The organism is Streptomyces sp. NPDC107498, from assembly GCF_055582805.1.
In genome coordinates this window covers 91,152-106,421 of record NZ_JBVJPE010000009.1, presented here as the reverse complement: position 1 = coordinate 106,421, position 15,270 = coordinate 91,152, and the positions used below count along the sequence as shown (strand labels likewise).

The window sequence follows — 15,270 nt, the reverse complement described above, 5'->3', positions numbered from 1 at the left end:
GCAGGCCCGTGAGGCCCCGGCAGGCCCGTGACCCCGCCCCGGGAGTGCGGTGGCGCCGCCGCACCCCCGCGCCGGGATCCCCGGGCCCGTCTTCGGGGCGACAGGGCACCCCTAGACGTACGAGGCGGCCTTCTGGGTCCACGGAAGGGTGATCCAGACGGTCTTGCCGCCCTCCTCGGTCGGCGTGACCGAGAGCCGGCCGCCCGCCTCCGCCGCCAGGGAGCGGATGATGACCATGCCCCGGCCGTTGTCCTGCTGGACCGCCGCCGGGAGGCGGCGCGGCCAGCGCGGGTGGCTGTCGGTGACGCCGATGTGGAGGCGCTCCTCGCGCTCCAGGCGGATGTCGACCGTGAAGACGGGCGACTGCCCGAAGGTGTGCAGGACGGCGTTGGTGGCCAGTTCCGAGACCATCAGGCGGATCGAGTCCGCCAGGTCGTCGGCACCGTCGAGGCCCCATCCGCCGAGGACCTCCGCGACGTACCGCCGGGCGGTGGGGACCGACGCGGGATCGCTCGGCAGCGTGACGGATGCTTCCTGGTGGTCTGCCATGGCGACGCTGTCCCTTTCCCGCCGGGGCTCCGGCCCCGGATCGCGCTCCGCGTCAGGGTCCCACCGATCGTGCCGCCCCGGCAGGCGTTCCACCAAGATATGTCCCCATCTGTCGCCCGAAGCGGTGAACTCTGCTGCCGGAGAACGCCCTTGGACCTCCCGACGGGACGTCAGGCCGACGGTGCGGTCCGCAGGACCGTCTCCACCGCGCGCCCGATCTCCGCGTCCGTCAGATCGGCCCGGGCCGTGAGGCGCAGCCGCGAGATGCCGTCGGGGACGGACGGGGGCCGGAAGCAGCCGACCGCGAGGCCCTGTCCGCGGCAGTCCGCCGCCCAGCGCAGCGCCGCCTCCGGGGAGGGCGCGTGGACCGAGACGACGGCCGCGTCGGGCCGGGCGGAGGTGAGCCCGGCCTCCGTGAGCAGCCGGTGCAGCGTGGCGGCGACGGAGCGGGCCCGCGCGGCGAGGCCCGGTTCGGCCGCGATCAGGCGCAGGCTCGCGAGCGCTCCGCCCGCGGCGGCCGGGGCGAGCCCGGTGTCGAAGATGAAGGTGCGGGCCGCGTTCACCAGGTGCTCGATCACCCGGGCCGGGCCGAGGACGGCGCCGCCCTGGCTGCCGAGGGACTTGGAGAGGGTGAGGGTGGCGACGACGTCCTCGTCGCCCGCGAGCCCGGCCTCGTGCAGGGCGCCCCGGCCGCCGTCGCCGAGGACGCCGAAGCCGTGGGCGTCGTCGACGACCAGTCCGGCGCCGTGCGCGCGGCAGGCCGCGGCGAGCCCGGACAGCGGGGCCTTGTCGCCGTCGACGGAGAAGACGGAGTCGCTGACGACCAGGGCCCGGCGGCCCGGGTGGGCGTCCAAAATCTTGGCGACGGCCTCGGCGTCGGCGTGCGGGACGACGGCGGTCTCGGCGCGCGCGAGGCGGCAGCCGTCCACGATCGAGGCGTGGTTGGAGGCGTCGGAGACGATCAGGGAGTCCCGGCCGCCGAGCGCGGTGAGCGCGGCGAGGTTCGCGGTGTAGCCGGAGGAGAAGACGAGGGCCGCCTCGAAGCCGCAGAAGTCGGCGAGTTCGCGCTCCAGGCGGGTGTGCAGCCGGGTGGTGCCGGTGACGAGCCGCGAGCCGGTGGAGCCGGCGCCCCAGCGCCTGGCCGCCTCGGCCGCCGCCCCGGTGACCTCGGCACGGCGGGTGAGGCCGAGGTAGTCGTTGCCCGCCAGGTCCAACAGGTCCGACTCGGCAGCCCGGGGCCGCAGCGTCCGGACGAGACCGGCCTCGGCCCGGCGGCGCGCCTCGGCGTCGGTCCAGTCGAAGGCGGTGCTGCGCGGGCCCGCGGCCCGTGCGTCGTCGGCGCCCGCGGCGCGTGCGTCCTCGTCCCGTGGCATGCGGCGATCCTTTTGTAGGCAGCGCACAGACCCTAACCGCAGGATGCCGAGGTCGGGATGTGGTCATCCACACACCTCGATCGGAGGCGTTTGTTCGGTTCCTCCTTGGCCCGGGGGCGGGCGGTAGGCAAGGATCTGCGGTTATGGACCTGCTGAACACGCTGGTGGAGAAGGGGCTGCGGCGCGAGCTGCCGACCCGTGAAGAAGCGCTCGCCGTGCTGGCGACCTCCGACGACGAACTGCTCGATGTGGTGGCGGCGGCCGGCAAGGTGCGCCGTCAGTGGTTCGGGCGCCGGGTGAAGCTGAACTACCTGGTCAACCTGAAGTCCGGTCTCTGTCCCGAGGACTGCTCGTACTGCTCGCAGCGGCTCGGCTCGAAGGCGGAGATCCTCAAGTACACCTGGCTGAAGCCGGACGAGGCCTCGCAGGCCGCCGCGGCGGGCGTCGCGGGCGGCGCCAAGCGGGTCTGCCTGGTGGCCAGCGGCCGCGGTCCGACGGACCGGGACGTGGAGCGCGTCGGGAAGACGATCGAGGCGATCAAGGAGCAGAACGAGGGCGTCGAGGTGTGCGCCTGCCTCGGCCTGCTCTCGGACGGCCAGGCGGAGCGGCTGCGGGAGGCCGGTGCCGACGCGTACAACCACAACCTGAACACGTCCGAGGCGACGTACGGGGACATCACCAAGACCCACACCTACGCGGACCGCGTGGACACCGTGCAGAAGGCGCACGCCGCCGGCCTGTCGGCCTGCTCGGGTCTGATCGCGGGCATGGGCGAGAGCGACGAGGACCTGGTCGACGTCGTCTACGCGCTGCGCGAGCTGGACTCGGACTCGGTGCCGGTCAACTTCCTGATCCCGTTCGAGGGCACCCCGCTCGCCAAGGAGTGGAACCTCACCCCGCAGCGCTGCCTGCGGATCCTCGCGATGGTCCGGTTCGTCTGCCCCGACGTCGAGGTGCGGATCGCCGGCGGCCGCGAGGTGCACCTGCGGTCGATGCAGCCGCTGGCGCTGAACATCGCGAACTCGATCTTCCTCGGCGACTACCTGACCAGCGAGGGCCAGGCCGGCCAGGCCGACCTGGACATGATCGCGGACGCGGGCTTCGAGGTGGAGGGCGCGGGCACGACCACCCTGCCGAAGCACCGCGCGGACGCGCTCGCGGCGGCGGGCGTGACGGGCGGCTGCGGCTCGAAGGCCCCGGCGGGCTGCGGCTCGGAGGCCTCCGCGGACGGCGCGGGCTGCGGCGGGCACGCGGAGGAGGGCGGCGGCTGCGGTCCCTGCGGCGGCCACGCGGCGCCCGCCCCGGCGGCGGCCCGCACCGCCGACGAGGCCCGCACCGACCTGGTGGCCGTGCGCCGCCGGGGCGCCGGCACGGACCTCGCGCCGAATGCGTGACGGCGAGCTCCTCGGCACCGACGAGCTCCTCGCCCTGGACCGGGCGCACGTCTGGCATCCGTACGGCCCCATGCCGGGCCGGGCGGAGCCGCTGGTCGTCGCGTCCGCGTCCGGCGTGCGGCTCCGGCTCGCCGAACCCGTCGAGGGGCGGGCCGAGTTGGTCGACGGCATGTCCTCGTGGTGGTCGGCGGTCCACGGCTACAACCACCCCGTGCTCAACGAGGCGGTGCGCGGCCAGCTGGAGAAGATGAGCCACGTCATGTTCGGCGGGCTCACCCACGAGCCGGCCGTCCGGCTGGCCGCCCGGCTCGTGGAGATCACCCCGGAGCCGCTGCGGCACGTCTTCCTCAGCGACTCCGGCTCGGTCTCCGTCGAGGTCGCGGTCAAGATGTGCCTGCAGTACTGGCGTTCCCTGGGCCGTCCCGAGAAGCAGCGGCTCCTCACCTGGCGCGGCGGCTACCACGGGGACACCTGGCAGCCGATGTCCGTGTGCGACCCGCAGGGCGGGATGCACGAGCTGTGGTCGGGGGTGCTCCAGCGGCAGGTGTTCACGGACGCGCCGCCGGCCGCGTACGAGGAGTCGTACGCGGAACTGCTGCGGACCCGGATCGCCGAGCACGCGCACGAGCTGGCCGCGGTGGTCGTGGAGCCGGTCGTGCAGGGCGCGGGCGGCATGCGCTTCCACGACCCGGCGTACCTGCGGGTGCTGCGCGAGGCCTGCGACGCGCACGACGTGCTGCTCGTCTTCGACGAGATCGCGACCGGGTTCGGGCGCACGGGCACGCTGTTCGCCGCCGACCGGGCCGGGGTCTCCCCCGATGTGATGTGCGTGGGCAAGGCGCTGACCGGCGGCTATCTGTCGATGGCGGCGACGCTCTGCACGAGCCGCGTCGCCGACGGGATCTCGCGCGGCGAGGTCCCGGTCCTGGCGCACGGGCCGACCTTCATGGGGAACCCCCTCGCCTCGGCGGTCGCCCTCGCCTCGATCGACCTGCTGCTCTCCCAGGACTGGCAGGTCGAGGTCAAGCGGATCGAGGCGGGCCTGCGGGACGGGCTCGCCCCGGCGGCCGGCCTCCCGGGCGTCCGCGACGTGCGGGTGCTCGGCGCGATCGGCGTCGTCCAGCTCGACCACGAGGTCGACATGGCGGCGGCGACGCGCGCGGCGGTCCGGGAGGGCGTGTGGCTGCGCCCGTTCCGCGACCTGATCTACACGATGCCGCCGTACGTGACGGGCGACGAGGACCTGGCCCGCATCTGCACGGCGGTGAGGGCGGCGGCGGCAGCAGGCTGATCCCCCGGCGCGGGCGCCGAAGGCGCCCGCGCCCGCACACCGGCAAGAAAGGACAGCCCCATGGGCATCATCGTCATCAGCGGCACCGGCACGGAGATCGGCAAGACCGTGGTCACCGCGGCGGTCGCCGCCGTCGCCACCGCCGCGGGAAGGTCCGTCGCCGTCCTGAAGCCCGCTCAGACCGGCGTCGGCCCGGACGAGCGGGGCGACGCGGACGAGGTCGTGCGGCTCTCGGGCGCACGTGCCTCCGCCGAGCTGGGCCGCTTCCCGGAGCCGCTGGCCCCCGGGACGGCCGCCCGGCGGGCCGGACTCGCCCCGATCGGGCCCCGGGAGGTCGCCGAGGCCGCCCGGAAGCTGGCCGAGGAGCACGACCTGGTGCTCGTGGAGGGCGCCGGCGGGCTCCTCGTCCGCTTCGACGAGGAGGGCGGCACGCTCGCCGACGCAGCCGCGCTGCTCGGCGCGCCGGTCCTGGTGGTGGTGCCGGCCGGTCTGGGGACGCTCAACTCGACGACCCTGACGGCCGAGGCGCTGCGGGCCCGCGGGATCGAGCAGCTCGGCGTGGTCGTCGGCAGCTGGCCGGCCGCGCCGGACCTCGCGGCGCGCTGCAACCTCGCGGACCTGCCGGAGGCCGCGGACGCTCCGCTGCTCGGGGCGGTGCCGGAGGGTTCGGGCGCGCTCGACCCGGCGGGGTTCCGGGCGGCCGCGGGCGGCTGGCTGGGGCCGGAGCTCGGCGGCGCGTGGGACGCGGAGGCGTTCGCGGAGGCGCACGCCGCCCCGCTCTCCGTACGCTGACCGCATGGACCGCATGCGCGCACACGTTCAGGAGATCGTCTTCGACTGCGCCGCTCCGGCGGCGCTGGTCCGCTTCTGGGCCGGGCTCCTCGGCGGCGAGCCCGTCGACCGGAGCGCCGACTGGTCGTACGTGGATCCGCCGGAGTTCGTACGGATCGCCTTCCAGCGGGTGCCGGAAGGCAAGGCCGTGAAGAACCGGGTCCACCTCGACCTGGAGGTGGCGGATCCGGCGCGGGCGGCCGGGGAGGCGGTGCCGCTCGGGGCGGTCGCGGTCGGCGGGATCGTCACCGACGAGCAGGGGTCCTTCCAGGTCATGCGGGACCCGGAGGGCAACGAGTTCTGCTTCGTGACGGGCTGAGGGCGGCTCAGGTGACTCCGCACCGCCCGGCGCCCCGGGCCCCTCGCGTCCGTCATCCGCTGTTCGCCCGCTTCTACGCCCGGTTCAGCGCGTCGGCCGACGCGCGGGGCGGGCTCGGCGCCCTGCGGACGGAGCTGCTCGCCGGGCTCTCCGGTCGGGTCGTCGAGATCGGGGCGGGCAACGGCCTGAACTTCGCGCACTACCCCGACGGGGTCACCGAGGTCGTCGCCGTCGAGCCGGAGCCGCATCTGCGCCGGCTCGCCGAGGAGGCCGCGCGCCGGGCGGCCGTCCCGGTGACCGTGCTGCCGGGAACGGCCGAGGCGGTGCCGGGGGCGGACGGCTCCTTCGACGCGGCGGTGGCCTCGCTGGTGCTGTGCACCGTACGGGACGTGCCGCGGGTCCTCGCCGAGCTGCGCCGGGTCCTGCGTCCCGGCGGCGAGCTGCGGTTCTTCGAGCACGGGGCGGCGGACACGCCCGGGCTCGCGCGGGTGCAGCGGGGCCTCGACCGGACGGTCTGGCCGCTGCTCTTCGGCGGCTGCCACACCTCCCGCACCCCGCTCGCGGCGATCGGGGCGGCCGGGTTCGACCTCGTCTCGTACCGCTCCTTCGACGTCCCGGAGCAGGGCCCGCGGCTGCCGTCCTCCCCCTGCGTCCTGGGCACGGCCCGGCGATGACGCCCGGCGGTGTCCTGTGGCGGACGGCCTGTGCCGGACGTCCTGGGGCGGTGTCCTGGGGCGGTGTCCGGTGGCGGACGTCCCGTGACGGTGTCCTGCGGCGCCGCCCGGGGGTAATGCCTGGCGGCGTCCCCGCCCCGCGTGATGGGATCCGGCCATGATCGATCTGCAGATACGTCCGGCCGCTCCCGACGACGTCGAGGCCGTCCTGGCCTTCTGGAAGGAGGCGGCCGAGGGCACGTCCGTCTCGGACGACGCGGACGGGGTGACCCGGCTGGTGGAGCGCGACCCCGACGCCCTGATCCTCGCCCTCGCCGACGGGGTGGTCGTCGGCTCCGTGATCGCCGGCTGGGACGGCTGGCGGGCCTCCCTCTACCGGCTCGCCGTCCTGCCCCCGTACCGCCGCCGCGGCATCTCCACCGCGCTGCTGCGCGCGGCCGAGGAGAGGTTCCGCGCGCTCGGCGGACGGCGTGCGGACGCCATGGTCCTGGAGGCGAACGAGACGGGCCGGGCCCTCTGGACGGCCGCCGGGTACCGGCGCGAAGAACGTTGGCGCCGCTGGGTGAAGCCGCTCGCGGTCCGGGGTACAAGGTGACCACCGGAGGGACACCGGGGTGATCACCACCCCGCTTTGCCGATCCTTTACCATGGTGTCCTCCCGTCCCCCGACCGAAAGGTGTGAGCGTCCGCCCATGGGCGAGCCCCCCAGTGGCACTGGTTCCGACAGCCGACATCGAGCGATCCCCCTTCCCCTGACTGATCATGGGACGGAGGTGAACCGATGACCGAAGTGCTTCTGCTCGTGGTGGCGCTCCTGCTCGCGCTCGCGTGCGGCGCGTTCGTCGCGGCCGAGTTCTCGCTGACCACGGTCGAGCGCGGCGAGCTCGAAAGCGCCGTGGAGCGCGGCGAGCGGGGGGCAGCGGGCGCGCTCAAGGCCGTCCGTTCCCTCACCTTCCAGCTCTCCGGCGCGCAACTGGGCATCACCGTGACCAACCTGGTCGTCGGCATGCTCTCCGAGCCCTCGATCGCCAAGCTGATCCGCGGTCCCGTCGAGGCGCTCGGCCTCTCGCCGTCCGTGGCCTCCTCGGTCGCCCTCGTCCTGGGCACCGCCCTGTCGACCGTCGTCCTGATGGTCGTCGGCGAGCTGGTCCCCAAGAACTGGGCGATCTCCTCGCCGCTCGCCGTCGCGAAGGTGGTGGCCACCCCGCAGCGCGTGTTCACGGCCGCCTTCAAGCCGCTGATCAGCCACCTCAACAACACCGCGAACCGGATCCTGCGCCGCCTCGGCATGGAGCCGACCGAGGAGCTTGCCTCCGCCCGCTCCCCGCAGGAGCTGGTGGCGCTCGCCCGGCACTCCGCGAAGCAGGGCGCCCTGGAGGCGGACACGGCCGAGCTGTTCGTCCGCACCCTCAACCTGGCGGAACTGACCGCGGAGAACGTGATGACGCCCCGCGTGCAGGTCACCGCCCTGGAGGTGCAGGCCACCGCCGAGGACGTCGCCAACGCGACCCGCGCGACCGGCCTGTCCCGCTTCCCCGTCTACCGGGGCAGCCTCGACGCGGTCGTCGGCATCGCCCACATCAAGGACGTCCTCGCGATACCGGCCGGGGAGCGGCCCCGCCGCGGGATCGGCGAGATGCTGCGCGAGCCGCTGCTCGTCCCCGAGACGCTCACCGTGGACCGGCTCCTGGACCGCCTGGCGGGCAGGCAGACGATGGCCGTCGTCATCGACGAGTACGGCGGCACGGCCGGGGTCGTCACCCTGGAGGACATCGTCGAGGAGGTCGTCGGCGAGGTGCGCGACGAGCACGACCCGCACGAGACGCCGGACCTGGTCCGGGCGGGCGAGGACGCGGACGGGCGCGAGCTGTGGTCGGCCGACGGCGCCGCCCGTACGGACCAGCTGGCCACGATCGGCCTGCGCGTGCCGGACGGCCCGTACGAGACGCTCGCGGGCGTCCTCGCGACGGAGCTGGGCCGCATCCCCGCCTCCGGCGACCGCGTGGAGCTGGCCGGCTGGCGCCTCGACGTCGTCGACGCCTCGGGCCGGCGCGCCGCGCGCGTGCTGCTGCACGCCCCCGCGCCCGCCGCCCCGCACGACGCGGACGAGTCCGGGGAGGCCGGCCGATGATCGCCATCCAGCTGCTGATCGGCCTGCTCACCCTGGTCGTCAACGCCTTCTTCGTCGGCGCCGAGTTCGCCCTGATCTCGGTCCGCCGCAGCCAGATCGAGCCCCTGGCCGACTCCGGGAACCGGCGGGCGCGCAGCGTCGTCTGGGGCCTGGAGCACGTCTCCGCGATGCTCGCGGCGGCGCAGCTCGGCATCACCCTCTGCACCCTGGTCCTCGGCATCGTCGCCGAGCCCGCCATCGAACACCTCCTCGAACCGGTCTTCGACGCGGTCGGCGTGCCGCACGGCGTGGCCGCCACGATCTCGTTCGCGATCGCGCTGGCCCTGGCGACGTACCTGCACATGCTGCTCGGCGAGATGGTGCCGAAGAACATCGCGCTCGCCGAACCGACGCGCTCCGCGCTGCTGCTCGGGCCGCCCCTGGTGACGCTCGCGCGGGCGCTGCGGCCGGTGATCTTCGCGATCAACGCCTTCGCCAACGCGCTGCTCAAGCTGCTGCGGGTGGACGCCAAGGACGAGGTCTCCGCGACCTTCTCGGACGACGAGCTGGCCCGGATGGTCACCGACGCGGGCGACGCGGGCCTCCTGGACGACCGGGCCGCCGAGCGGCTGCACGACGCCCTGGAGCTGGGCCGGCGTCCCGTGCGGGACGTCGTCATGCCGGCGGAGAAGGTGGTGTACGCACAGGTCGGCACCACTCCGGAGGAACTGGAGGCGCTGGCGGCGCGGACCGGGTACTCCCGCTTCCCGGTCCTCGACTCCGAGCGCAGCATCCTGGGCTACCTGCACGTCAAGGACGCCCTGGACGTCACCCCGCGCGACCTGCCGTTCCCGGTGACGGCGCTGCGGCCGATCGCCCGCGTCCGGGCGGCGACGCCGCTGGACGACGTCCTCACCGCGATGCGCCGCAGCCGGACGCACCTGGCGGCCGTGCTCGACGAGGACGGCAAGCCGGCCGGCCTGGTGACGATGGAGGACGTGCTGCGCGAGCTGGTGGGGCGCCCCGCGGCGCCGTGACCGGCCTCGGAGCCCGAGGGGCCCCGGGATTCGTTTCCCGGGGCCCCTCGGCGTGTCAGTACGCGGTGGCGGCGAGCCAGTCGTCGAGGAGGTCCCGGTCGCCGGTGTGGCCGAAGCGCGGGTCGTCGGCGCCGTAGCGGCGGTGGAGGAGGAGCAGCAGCTCCCCGGTGTCCGCCGCGACGGAGGCGGTCGGCTCCGCACCGCCGCCCTCCCGACCGGCCCGGTCCTCCCGGCTCGCCCGGCTCGCCCGGCTCCAGGTGAAGCCGCCTCCGCCGAGGACGAGGGTCCAGGCGTCGCCGGTGTCGCGGGCGGCGAGGCGGAGGACGGCGCCGTCCCGGTCGAGGTGGGCGAGCGGTTCGGCGATCCAGGGGATGTACGGAGCGTCGGCGAGGAAGTGGTCGATCGCCCGGGCGGCGGTGCGGGGGTCGATCGGCTCCGCGGCTCCGCCGAGGGCGAGCTCGGCGTCGGCGAGGTGGACGACCGCCTCGGAGAGCAGCCGGCGCGGGTAGTACCGGGCGTGCGGGTCCGCTCCGGGCGACCAGACCGGGAGGCCGGGCTCGGCCGTGCGCAGAGTCGTGAGCGCCCTGTCGGCCTCCTCGGTCAGCCAGTCGGCGTACGCGGCCGGGTCCGACGGCGGGTCGAGGGGCAGGTCCCTCACGCGGACGCGGACGGCGGCCCGGGTGCGCACCAGGTGACCGGCCCAGCGGTGGACCGCGCCGAGGTGCCGGGTCAGGTCCGCGAGGGTCCAGCCGGGGCACGAGGGGACCGGGACGGTGGGATCGGCCTCGCGCACGAGGGCGGCGAAGCGCAGCACGCGCTCGGCGACGGCGTCGCAGACGCCGGCCGGGTCATCGGCCGACGGAACGGCGGCGGGGGCGGCGGGCCGGGTCGGCGCGGGGATGCCGGCGGTCAGGGTCGACGAGACGGTCCCGGTCGGCGAGGCGGTCCCGGTCGGCCGGGCGGTCGCGACCGCCGACGACCGGGCGGCAGCGAGGGACCGGATCGGCGCGGTCGGCGCGGTCGGCGCGGTCGGCGTAGTCGGCCGGAGGCGCTCGTAGGCGCCGAGCTGCTCCGGGAGACGGAGCAGCGCCTCGCGGCGGGGTCCCTCCGGGCGCCGCAGCGCGGTCTCGCGGAACAGCCCCTCGAGGGTGCGGCGGTCGGCGGGGCCGAGCGCGCTCAGGGTGTGCCCCGTGTCCTCCAACCACTTCACGGCCGTGTCGGGGTCGAGGACCTCGTCGTCGGAGGTCCCGACCGCCGTCACCAGCTCGGCCAGGGACTCGGCCAGGGCGCTCAGCAGCGCGTCGCTCATCGGATTTCCCCTCCCGGGTTCTCCTCGGCGTCCCGCGCATACCGCGCGGTATGATCACTCCGCCATGGAGATCAATGCCACGTACAACAGTCTCGTCGCCGTCGGGGACAGCTTCACCGAGGGTATGTCGGACCTGAGCCCCGACGGCTCCTACCGGGGCTGGGCCGACGTCCTCGCGGGCCGTCTCGCCGACCGCTCCCCCGGCTTCCGCTACGCGAATCTCGCCGTGCGCGGCAAGCTCATCGGCCAGATCGTCGACGAGCAAGTCGGCCTGGCCGCAAGCATGAAGGCCGATGTGGTGACCCTGGTCGGCGGGCTCAACGACACCCTGCGCCCCAAGGTCGACATGGTCCGGGTGCGGGACCTGCTCACCGAGGCAGTGGAACGCCTCACACCCTCCTGCGGGCAGCTGGTCCTCATGCGCAGCCCCGGCCGCAACGGCCCGGTCATGGAGCGCTTCCGCCCCCGGATGGAGGAGCTGTTCGCCCACGTCGACGCGCTCGCCGCCGCGCACGGCGCCCTGGTCGTCGACCTGTACGGCGCCCCGTCGCTCGGCGACCCCCGCCTGTGGGACGTGGACCGGCTGCACCTGACGGCCGACGGGCACCGGCGGGTCGCCGAGGCCGTGTGGCAGGCGCTCGGCCTGGCGCCCGAGGAGGACTGGCGCACGCCGCTGCCCCCGTCCGCACGGCCCGGCTGGGCGAACCGCCGGATCGCGGACGCCCGCTTCGCCAGGGAGCACCTCGGCCCCTGGATCGGACGGCGTCTGACCGGCCGCTCCTCGGGGGACGGCCGGGCGCCCAAGCGTCCCGAGCTGCTGCCGTACGAGCCCCCGGCCGGCGCGTAGCGTGGGCGCCCACGCGCGCGCGTGACCTGCGTCTCGTAGCAAGCTCCACACCGGACCGTGGCGCTGGCCTGCAGAAACCACCAGTAAACTCTGTCCACGTGACTGCTGTGACTGCGAAGCCCCGCATCCCCAACGTTCTGGCCGGCCGCTACGCCTCCGCGGAGCTCGCCGTCCTCTGGTCCCCCGAGCAGAAGGTGAAGCTGGAGCGTCAGCTGTGGCTCGCCGTGCTGCGTGCGCAGAAGGACCTCGGGATCGAGGTTCCGGATGCCGCCCTCGCCGATTACGAGCGCGTCCTCGACCAGGTCGACCTCGGTTCCATCGCCGAGCGCGAGAAGGTCACCCGGCACGACGTGAAGGCCCGGATCGAGGAGTTCAACGCCCTCGCCGGTCACGAGCACGTCCACAAGGGCATGACCTCGCGCGACCTCACCGAGAACGTCGAGCAGCTGCAGGTCCGGCTCTCCCTGGAGCTGATGCGGGACCGCACGGTCGCCGTCCTCGCCCGCCTGGGCAAGCTCTCCGCCGAGTACGCGGAGCTGGTCATGGCCGGCCGCTCGCACAACGTCGCCGCCCAGGCGACCACCCTCGGCAAGCGTTTCGCGACGGCGGCGGACGAGCTGCTCGTCGCGTACGCCCGCCTGGAGGAGCTGCTCGGCCGCTACCCGCTGCGCGGCATCAAGGGCCCGGTCGGCACCGCGCAGGACATGCTGGACCTGCTCGGCGGCGACGCCGGCAAGCTGGCGGAGCTGGAGCAGCGGATCGCCGGTCACCTCGGCTTCGCGCACGCCTTCACCTCGGTCGGCCAGGTCTACCCGCGCTCGCTCGACTACGACGTGGTCACCTCGCTGGTACAGCTGGCCGCCGCCCCGTCCTCGATCGCCAAGACGATCCGCCTGATGGCGGGCCACGAGCTGGTCACCGAGGGCTTCAAGCCCGGCCAGGTCGGCTCCTCGGCGATGCCGCACAAGATGAACACCCGCTCCTGCGAGCGCGTCAACGGCCTCATGGTCATCCTGCGCGGCTACGCGTCGATGACCGGTGAGCTGGCGGGCGACCAGTGGAACGAGGGCGACGTGTCCTGCTCCGTGGTCCGCCGGGTCGCGCTGCCGGACGCCTTCTTCGCGCTCGACGGCCTCCTGGAGACCTTCCTCACCGTGCTCGACGAGTTCGGCGCCTTCCCGGCCGTCGTCGCCCGCGAGCTCGACCGCTACCTGCCCTTCCTGGCGACCACCAAGGTCCTCATGGGCGCCGTCCGCGCCGGCGTGGGCCGCGAGGTCGCCCACGAGGCCATCAAGGAGAACGCCGTCGCCTCCGCCCTCGCCATGCGCGAGCAGGGCGCCGAGCGCAACGAGCTCCTCGACAAGCTGGCCGCCGACGAGCGGATCCCGCTGGACCGGGCGCAGCTCGACGAGCTGATGGCGGACAAGCTGTCCTTCACGGGCGCCGCCGCCGACCAGGTCGCGTCCGTGGTCTCCCGCATCGAGGACGTCCTCAAGCAGCACCCGGAGGCCGCCGCCTACACCCCCGGGGCGATCCTCTGACCCGGGCCCCCCGGTTCACCCAGCAGGAGCTGGAGGCCGCTCGCGACCGCGTCCTTCCCGACGTGGTCGCGAGCGGCCTCTCCGTGCTTTTCTGCGGGATCAACCCGGGTCTCATGTCGGCGGCGACGGGCCACCACTTCGCCCGCCCGGGAAACCGCTTCTGGCCGGTGCTGCACCTCTCCGGGTTCACTCCGCGGCGACTGCGGCCGGACGAGCAGGAGGAACTCCTGACGTACGGGCTCGGGATCACGAACGTGGTGGCGCGGGCGACCGCGCGGGCCGACGAGCTGAGCCCCGAGGAGTACCACGAGGGCGGCCGACTGCTCGTGGAGAAGGTCGAACGGCTCGAGCCGCGCTGGCTCGCGGTCGTCGGCGTCACCGCGTACCGCACGGCCTTCGGGGAGCCGAAGGCGGTGATCGGACCGCAGGACCGCACGATCGGGTCCACCCGTGTCTGGGCGCTGCCCAACCCGAGCGGTCTCAACGCCCACTGGACGGCGGAGACGATGGCCGAGGAGTTCGCCCGGCTGCGGGAGGCGGCCGGCTGACGGTTCCGGGACGGACCGCGGCCCCGGCTCCTCCGGCGTTCCCGGCGGGCGGTGAGCGGGGCGGGTGTCCCGCTCCGTCCCGTACGGCGGCCGGTGTTCCGTCAGGTGCGGGGCGCGGTGCGCCCGGGTCCGTCGCGGGGGCGGCTCTCGCCGCGACCGGACCCATTGAGTACCATCCGCCGGAGAGGCGCACGAGCGGGGAGGACACACTGTGGGGCGGCTGACCGGCGGGGATCCGTCTCTGCTGCGGCGGATCAACTCCGCGGTGGTGCTCCATGCGCTGCGCGGCGCCGACGCGCCCACGCTCACGGATCTGACCCGGATCACGGGCCTGTCGCGGCCCACGGTCGAGGGGGTCGTCGAGGGCCTCATGGAGGGCGGTCTCGTCGTCGAGTCGGCGCCCGAGGAGGGCGAGGCCCGACGACAGGGACGCCCGGCACGGAGGTTCCGCTTCCGCGCGGAGGCCGGTCATCTGCTCGGCATCGAGATCGGCCCGCACCGCGTGGCCGCCCTGCTCTCCGGTCTGGACGGCCGCATCATCGGCGCCGGGTCCCGCGAGGTGTCGGAGACGGCGTCCGAGGACGAGCGCCTGGACCGGGTGCGCACGGTCGTCGCCGACGTGCTGCGCAGGGCCGGGGTCGCCCGGTCCAACCTGCGGGCCGTCGGCGTCGGCACGCCCGGCATCGTGGAGGCCGACGGCACCGTGCGGCTCGGCACGGCGCTGCCCGGCTGGACGGGCCTCGCGCTCGGCGAACGGCTGCGGCGCTCCTTCCGCTGCCCGGTGATCGTGGAGAACGACGCCAACGCGGCGGCCGTCGCCGAGCACTGGAAGGGTGCCGCGACCGACTCCGACGACATCGTCTTCGTCCTCGCCGGCCTCAGCCCCGGCGCCGGCTCGCTGATCGGCGGCCGGCTGCACCGGGGCTTCGGCGGGGCGGCCGGGGAGATCGGCGCCCTGCACCTGCTCGGCCAGGGCGTCACCCCCGAGCACCTCCTCTCCACCACGGACGAGCCGCTGCACCCGCTGGACGAGCAGGCGGTCGCCGAGGTCTTCGCACTGGCCCGCAAGGGCGACGCGCGCGCCGAGGCGGCGGTGGACCGCTTCATCCAGCGGCTCGTGCACGACGTGGCGGCCCTGGTCCTCGCCATCGATCCCGAGCTGGTGGTCGTCGGCGGCTGGGCGGCCGGCCTCGACGGGGTCCTCCAGCCGCTCCGCGAGGAGCTGGCGCGGTTCTGTCTGCGCCCGCCCCGGGTGGTGCTGTCCCTCCTGGGCGAGGCGGCGGTGGGCACGGGCGCCCTGCGGCTCGCCCTCGACCACGTCGAGGAGCAGCTCTTCGCCGTCGAGGGCACGGTGACGGCCCGCCGCTAGGGAGCCGTTCGGGTCGGTGCGGCGTGTCCGTGCGGGCCGGGTGCGCATGCCCCGTGGGCGCGGGTGCTCGCGGATCGC

15 protein-coding genes are annotated in these 15,270 nt (G+C 74.7%); 12 read left to right on the top strand and 3 right to left on the bottom strand.

Features of this window, described 5'->3' with window-relative positions:
- Positions 1–111: 111 nt before the first annotated feature.
- Together ACZ66Z_RS17975 and ACZ66Z_RS17970 are read right to left on the bottom strand one after the other, a co-directional pair.
- Positions 112–549, bottom strand: coding sequence for an ATP-binding protein (locus ACZ66Z_RS17975; protein WP_469934960.1), 438 nt, complete (start codon positions 547–549; stop codon positions 112–114).
- Between the two features lie 170 nt (positions 550–719).
- Entirely contained in the window at positions 720–1,922 is a 1,203-nt protein-coding gene (locus ACZ66Z_RS17970; RefSeq protein WP_469934958.1) for an 8-amino-7-oxononanoate synthase, read from the bottom strand.
- A gap of 143 nt (positions 1,923–2,065) precedes the next feature.
- Here ACZ66Z_RS17970 and bioB point away from each other — a divergent pair, with 143 nt between their 5' ends.
- The 8 genes from bioB to ACZ66Z_RS17930 all read left to right on the top strand — a co-directional run bounded on the left by bioB (position 2,066) and on the right by ACZ66Z_RS17930 (position 9,578).
- Positions 2,066–3,316: a biotin synthase BioB gene (bioB, locus tag ACZ66Z_RS17965; protein WP_469934956.1), complete on the top strand. Its 1,251-nt coding sequence runs from the start codon at positions 2,066–2,068 to the stop codon at positions 3,314–3,316.
- Positions 3,309–4,607: an adenosylmethionine--8-amino-7-oxononanoate transaminase gene (locus ACZ66Z_RS17960; RefSeq protein ID WP_469934954.1), complete on the top strand. Its 1,299-nt coding sequence runs from the start codon at positions 3,309–3,311 to the stop codon at positions 4,605–4,607. Before bioB ends, ACZ66Z_RS17960 begins: the two co-directional genes overlap by 8 nt.
- Before the next feature lie 60 nt (positions 4,608–4,667).
- Positions 4,668–5,399, top strand: coding sequence for a dethiobiotin synthase (bioD, locus tag ACZ66Z_RS17955; protein WP_469934952.1), 732 nt, complete (start codon positions 4,668–4,670; stop codon positions 5,397–5,399).
- Positions 5,400–5,412: 13 nt separating this feature from the next.
- Positions 5,413–5,757 (top strand): VOC family protein, encoded by a 345-nt coding sequence (locus ACZ66Z_RS17950; RefSeq protein WP_469935262.1) that lies wholly within the window; start codon positions 5,413–5,415, stop codon positions 5,755–5,757.
- Positions 5,758–5,768: 11 nt separating this feature from the next.
- Positions 5,769–6,431 carry a class I SAM-dependent methyltransferase gene (locus ACZ66Z_RS17945; RefSeq protein ID WP_469934950.1) on the top strand — a complete coding sequence of 221 codons (663 nt, stop codon included), beginning with the start codon at positions 5,769–5,771 and terminating at the stop codon, positions 6,429–6,431.
- 157 nt (positions 6,432–6,588) lie between these two features.
- Positions 6,589–7,026 carry a GNAT family N-acetyltransferase gene (locus ACZ66Z_RS17940; protein ID WP_469934948.1) on the top strand — a complete coding sequence of 146 codons (438 nt, stop codon included), beginning with the start codon at positions 6,589–6,591 and terminating at the stop codon, positions 7,024–7,026.
- A 186-nt stretch (positions 7,027–7,212) separates the two neighbouring features.
- Positions 7,213–8,562 carry a hemolysin family protein gene (locus ACZ66Z_RS17935; protein WP_469934946.1) on the top strand — a complete coding sequence of 450 codons (1,350 nt, stop codon included), beginning with the start codon at positions 7,213–7,215 and terminating at the stop codon, positions 8,560–8,562.
- Complete coding sequence (locus ACZ66Z_RS17930; protein ID WP_469934944.1) at positions 8,559–9,578, top strand: hemolysin family protein; 1,020 nt, start codon at positions 8,559–8,561, stop codon at positions 9,576–9,578. The genes ACZ66Z_RS17935 and ACZ66Z_RS17930 overlap by 4 nt, the downstream gene beginning before the upstream one ends.
- 55 nt (positions 9,579–9,633) lie before the next feature.
- Here the strand turns inward: ACZ66Z_RS17930 and ACZ66Z_RS17925 are convergent, their stop codons facing one another.
- Positions 9,634–10,887: a maleylpyruvate isomerase N-terminal domain-containing protein gene (locus ACZ66Z_RS17925; protein ID WP_469934942.1), complete on the bottom strand. Its 1,254-nt coding sequence runs from the start codon at positions 10,885–10,887 to the stop codon at positions 9,634–9,636.
- Between the two features lie 64 nt (positions 10,888–10,951).
- On the opposite strand from ACZ66Z_RS17925, the gene ACZ66Z_RS17920 reads away from it, so the two are divergent.
- The 4 genes from ACZ66Z_RS17920 (at position 10,952) to ACZ66Z_RS17905 (ending at position 15,192) form a co-directional block, all read left to right on the top strand.
- The gene (locus ACZ66Z_RS17920) at positions 10,952–11,734 is read left to right on the top strand and encodes an SGNH/GDSL hydrolase family protein (RefSeq protein WP_469934940.1); all 783 of its coding nucleotides are present in this window, start codon (positions 10,952–10,954) and stop codon (positions 11,732–11,734) included.
- A gap of 98 nt (positions 11,735–11,832) precedes the next feature.
- Positions 11,833–13,275, top strand: coding sequence for an adenylosuccinate lyase (gene purB, locus ACZ66Z_RS17915; RefSeq protein ID WP_469934938.1), 1,443 nt, complete (start codon positions 11,833–11,835; stop codon positions 13,273–13,275).
- 62 nt (positions 13,276–13,337) lie between these two features.
- Positions 13,338–13,823 (top strand): G/U mismatch-specific DNA glycosylase, encoded by a 486-nt coding sequence (gene mug / locus ACZ66Z_RS17910; RefSeq protein WP_469934936.1) that lies wholly within the window; start codon positions 13,338–13,340, stop codon positions 13,821–13,823.
- A gap of 211 nt (positions 13,824–14,034) precedes the next feature.
- The gene (locus ACZ66Z_RS17905; RefSeq protein ID WP_469934934.1) at positions 14,035–15,192 is read left to right on the top strand and encodes an ROK family transcriptional regulator; all 1,158 of its coding nucleotides are present in this window, start codon (positions 14,035–14,037) and stop codon (positions 15,190–15,192) included.
- The last annotated feature ends 78 nt before the right edge of the window (positions 15,193–15,270 follow it).

Excerpts from the sequence above, each read along its gene's own strand:
- ACZ66Z_RS17940 (WP_469934948.1), top strand. The coding sequence starts at position 6,589 with ATGATCGATCTGCAGATACGTCCGGCCGCTCCCGACGACGTCGAGGCC.
- bioB (WP_469934956.1), top strand. The coding sequence starts at position 2,066 with ATGGACCTGCTGAACACGCTGGTGGAGAAGGGGCTGCGGCGCGAGCTG.
- ACZ66Z_RS17970 (WP_469934958.1), bottom strand. The coding sequence starts at position 1,922 with ATGCCACGGGACGAGGACGCACGCGCCGCGGGCGCCGACGACGCACGG.
- ACZ66Z_RS17975 (WP_469934960.1), bottom strand. The coding sequence starts at position 549 with ATGGCAGACCACCAGGAAGCATCCGTCACGCTGCCGAGCGATCCCGCG.
- ACZ66Z_RS17920 (WP_469934940.1), top strand. The coding sequence starts at position 10,952 with ATGGAGATCAATGCCACGTACAACAGTCTCGTCGCCGTCGGGGACAGC.
- bioD (WP_469934952.1), top strand. The coding sequence starts at position 4,668 with ATGGGCATCATCGTCATCAGCGGCACCGGCACGGAGATCGGCAAGACC.
- ACZ66Z_RS17935 (WP_469934946.1), top strand. The coding sequence starts at position 7,213 with ATGACCGAAGTGCTTCTGCTCGTGGTGGCGCTCCTGCTCGCGCTCGCG.
- ACZ66Z_RS17950 (WP_469935262.1), top strand. The coding sequence starts at position 5,413 with ATGCGCGCACACGTTCAGGAGATCGTCTTCGACTGCGCCGCTCCGGCG.
- ACZ66Z_RS17960 (WP_469934954.1), top strand. The coding sequence starts at position 3,309 with ATGCGTGACGGCGAGCTCCTCGGCACCGACGAGCTCCTCGCCCTGGAC.
- ACZ66Z_RS17930 (WP_469934944.1), top strand. The coding sequence starts at position 8,559 with ATGATCGCCATCCAGCTGCTGATCGGCCTGCTCACCCTGGTCGTCAAC.
- ACZ66Z_RS17925 (WP_469934942.1), bottom strand. The coding sequence starts at position 10,887 with ATGAGCGACGCGCTGCTGAGCGCCCTGGCCGAGTCCCTGGCCGAGCTG.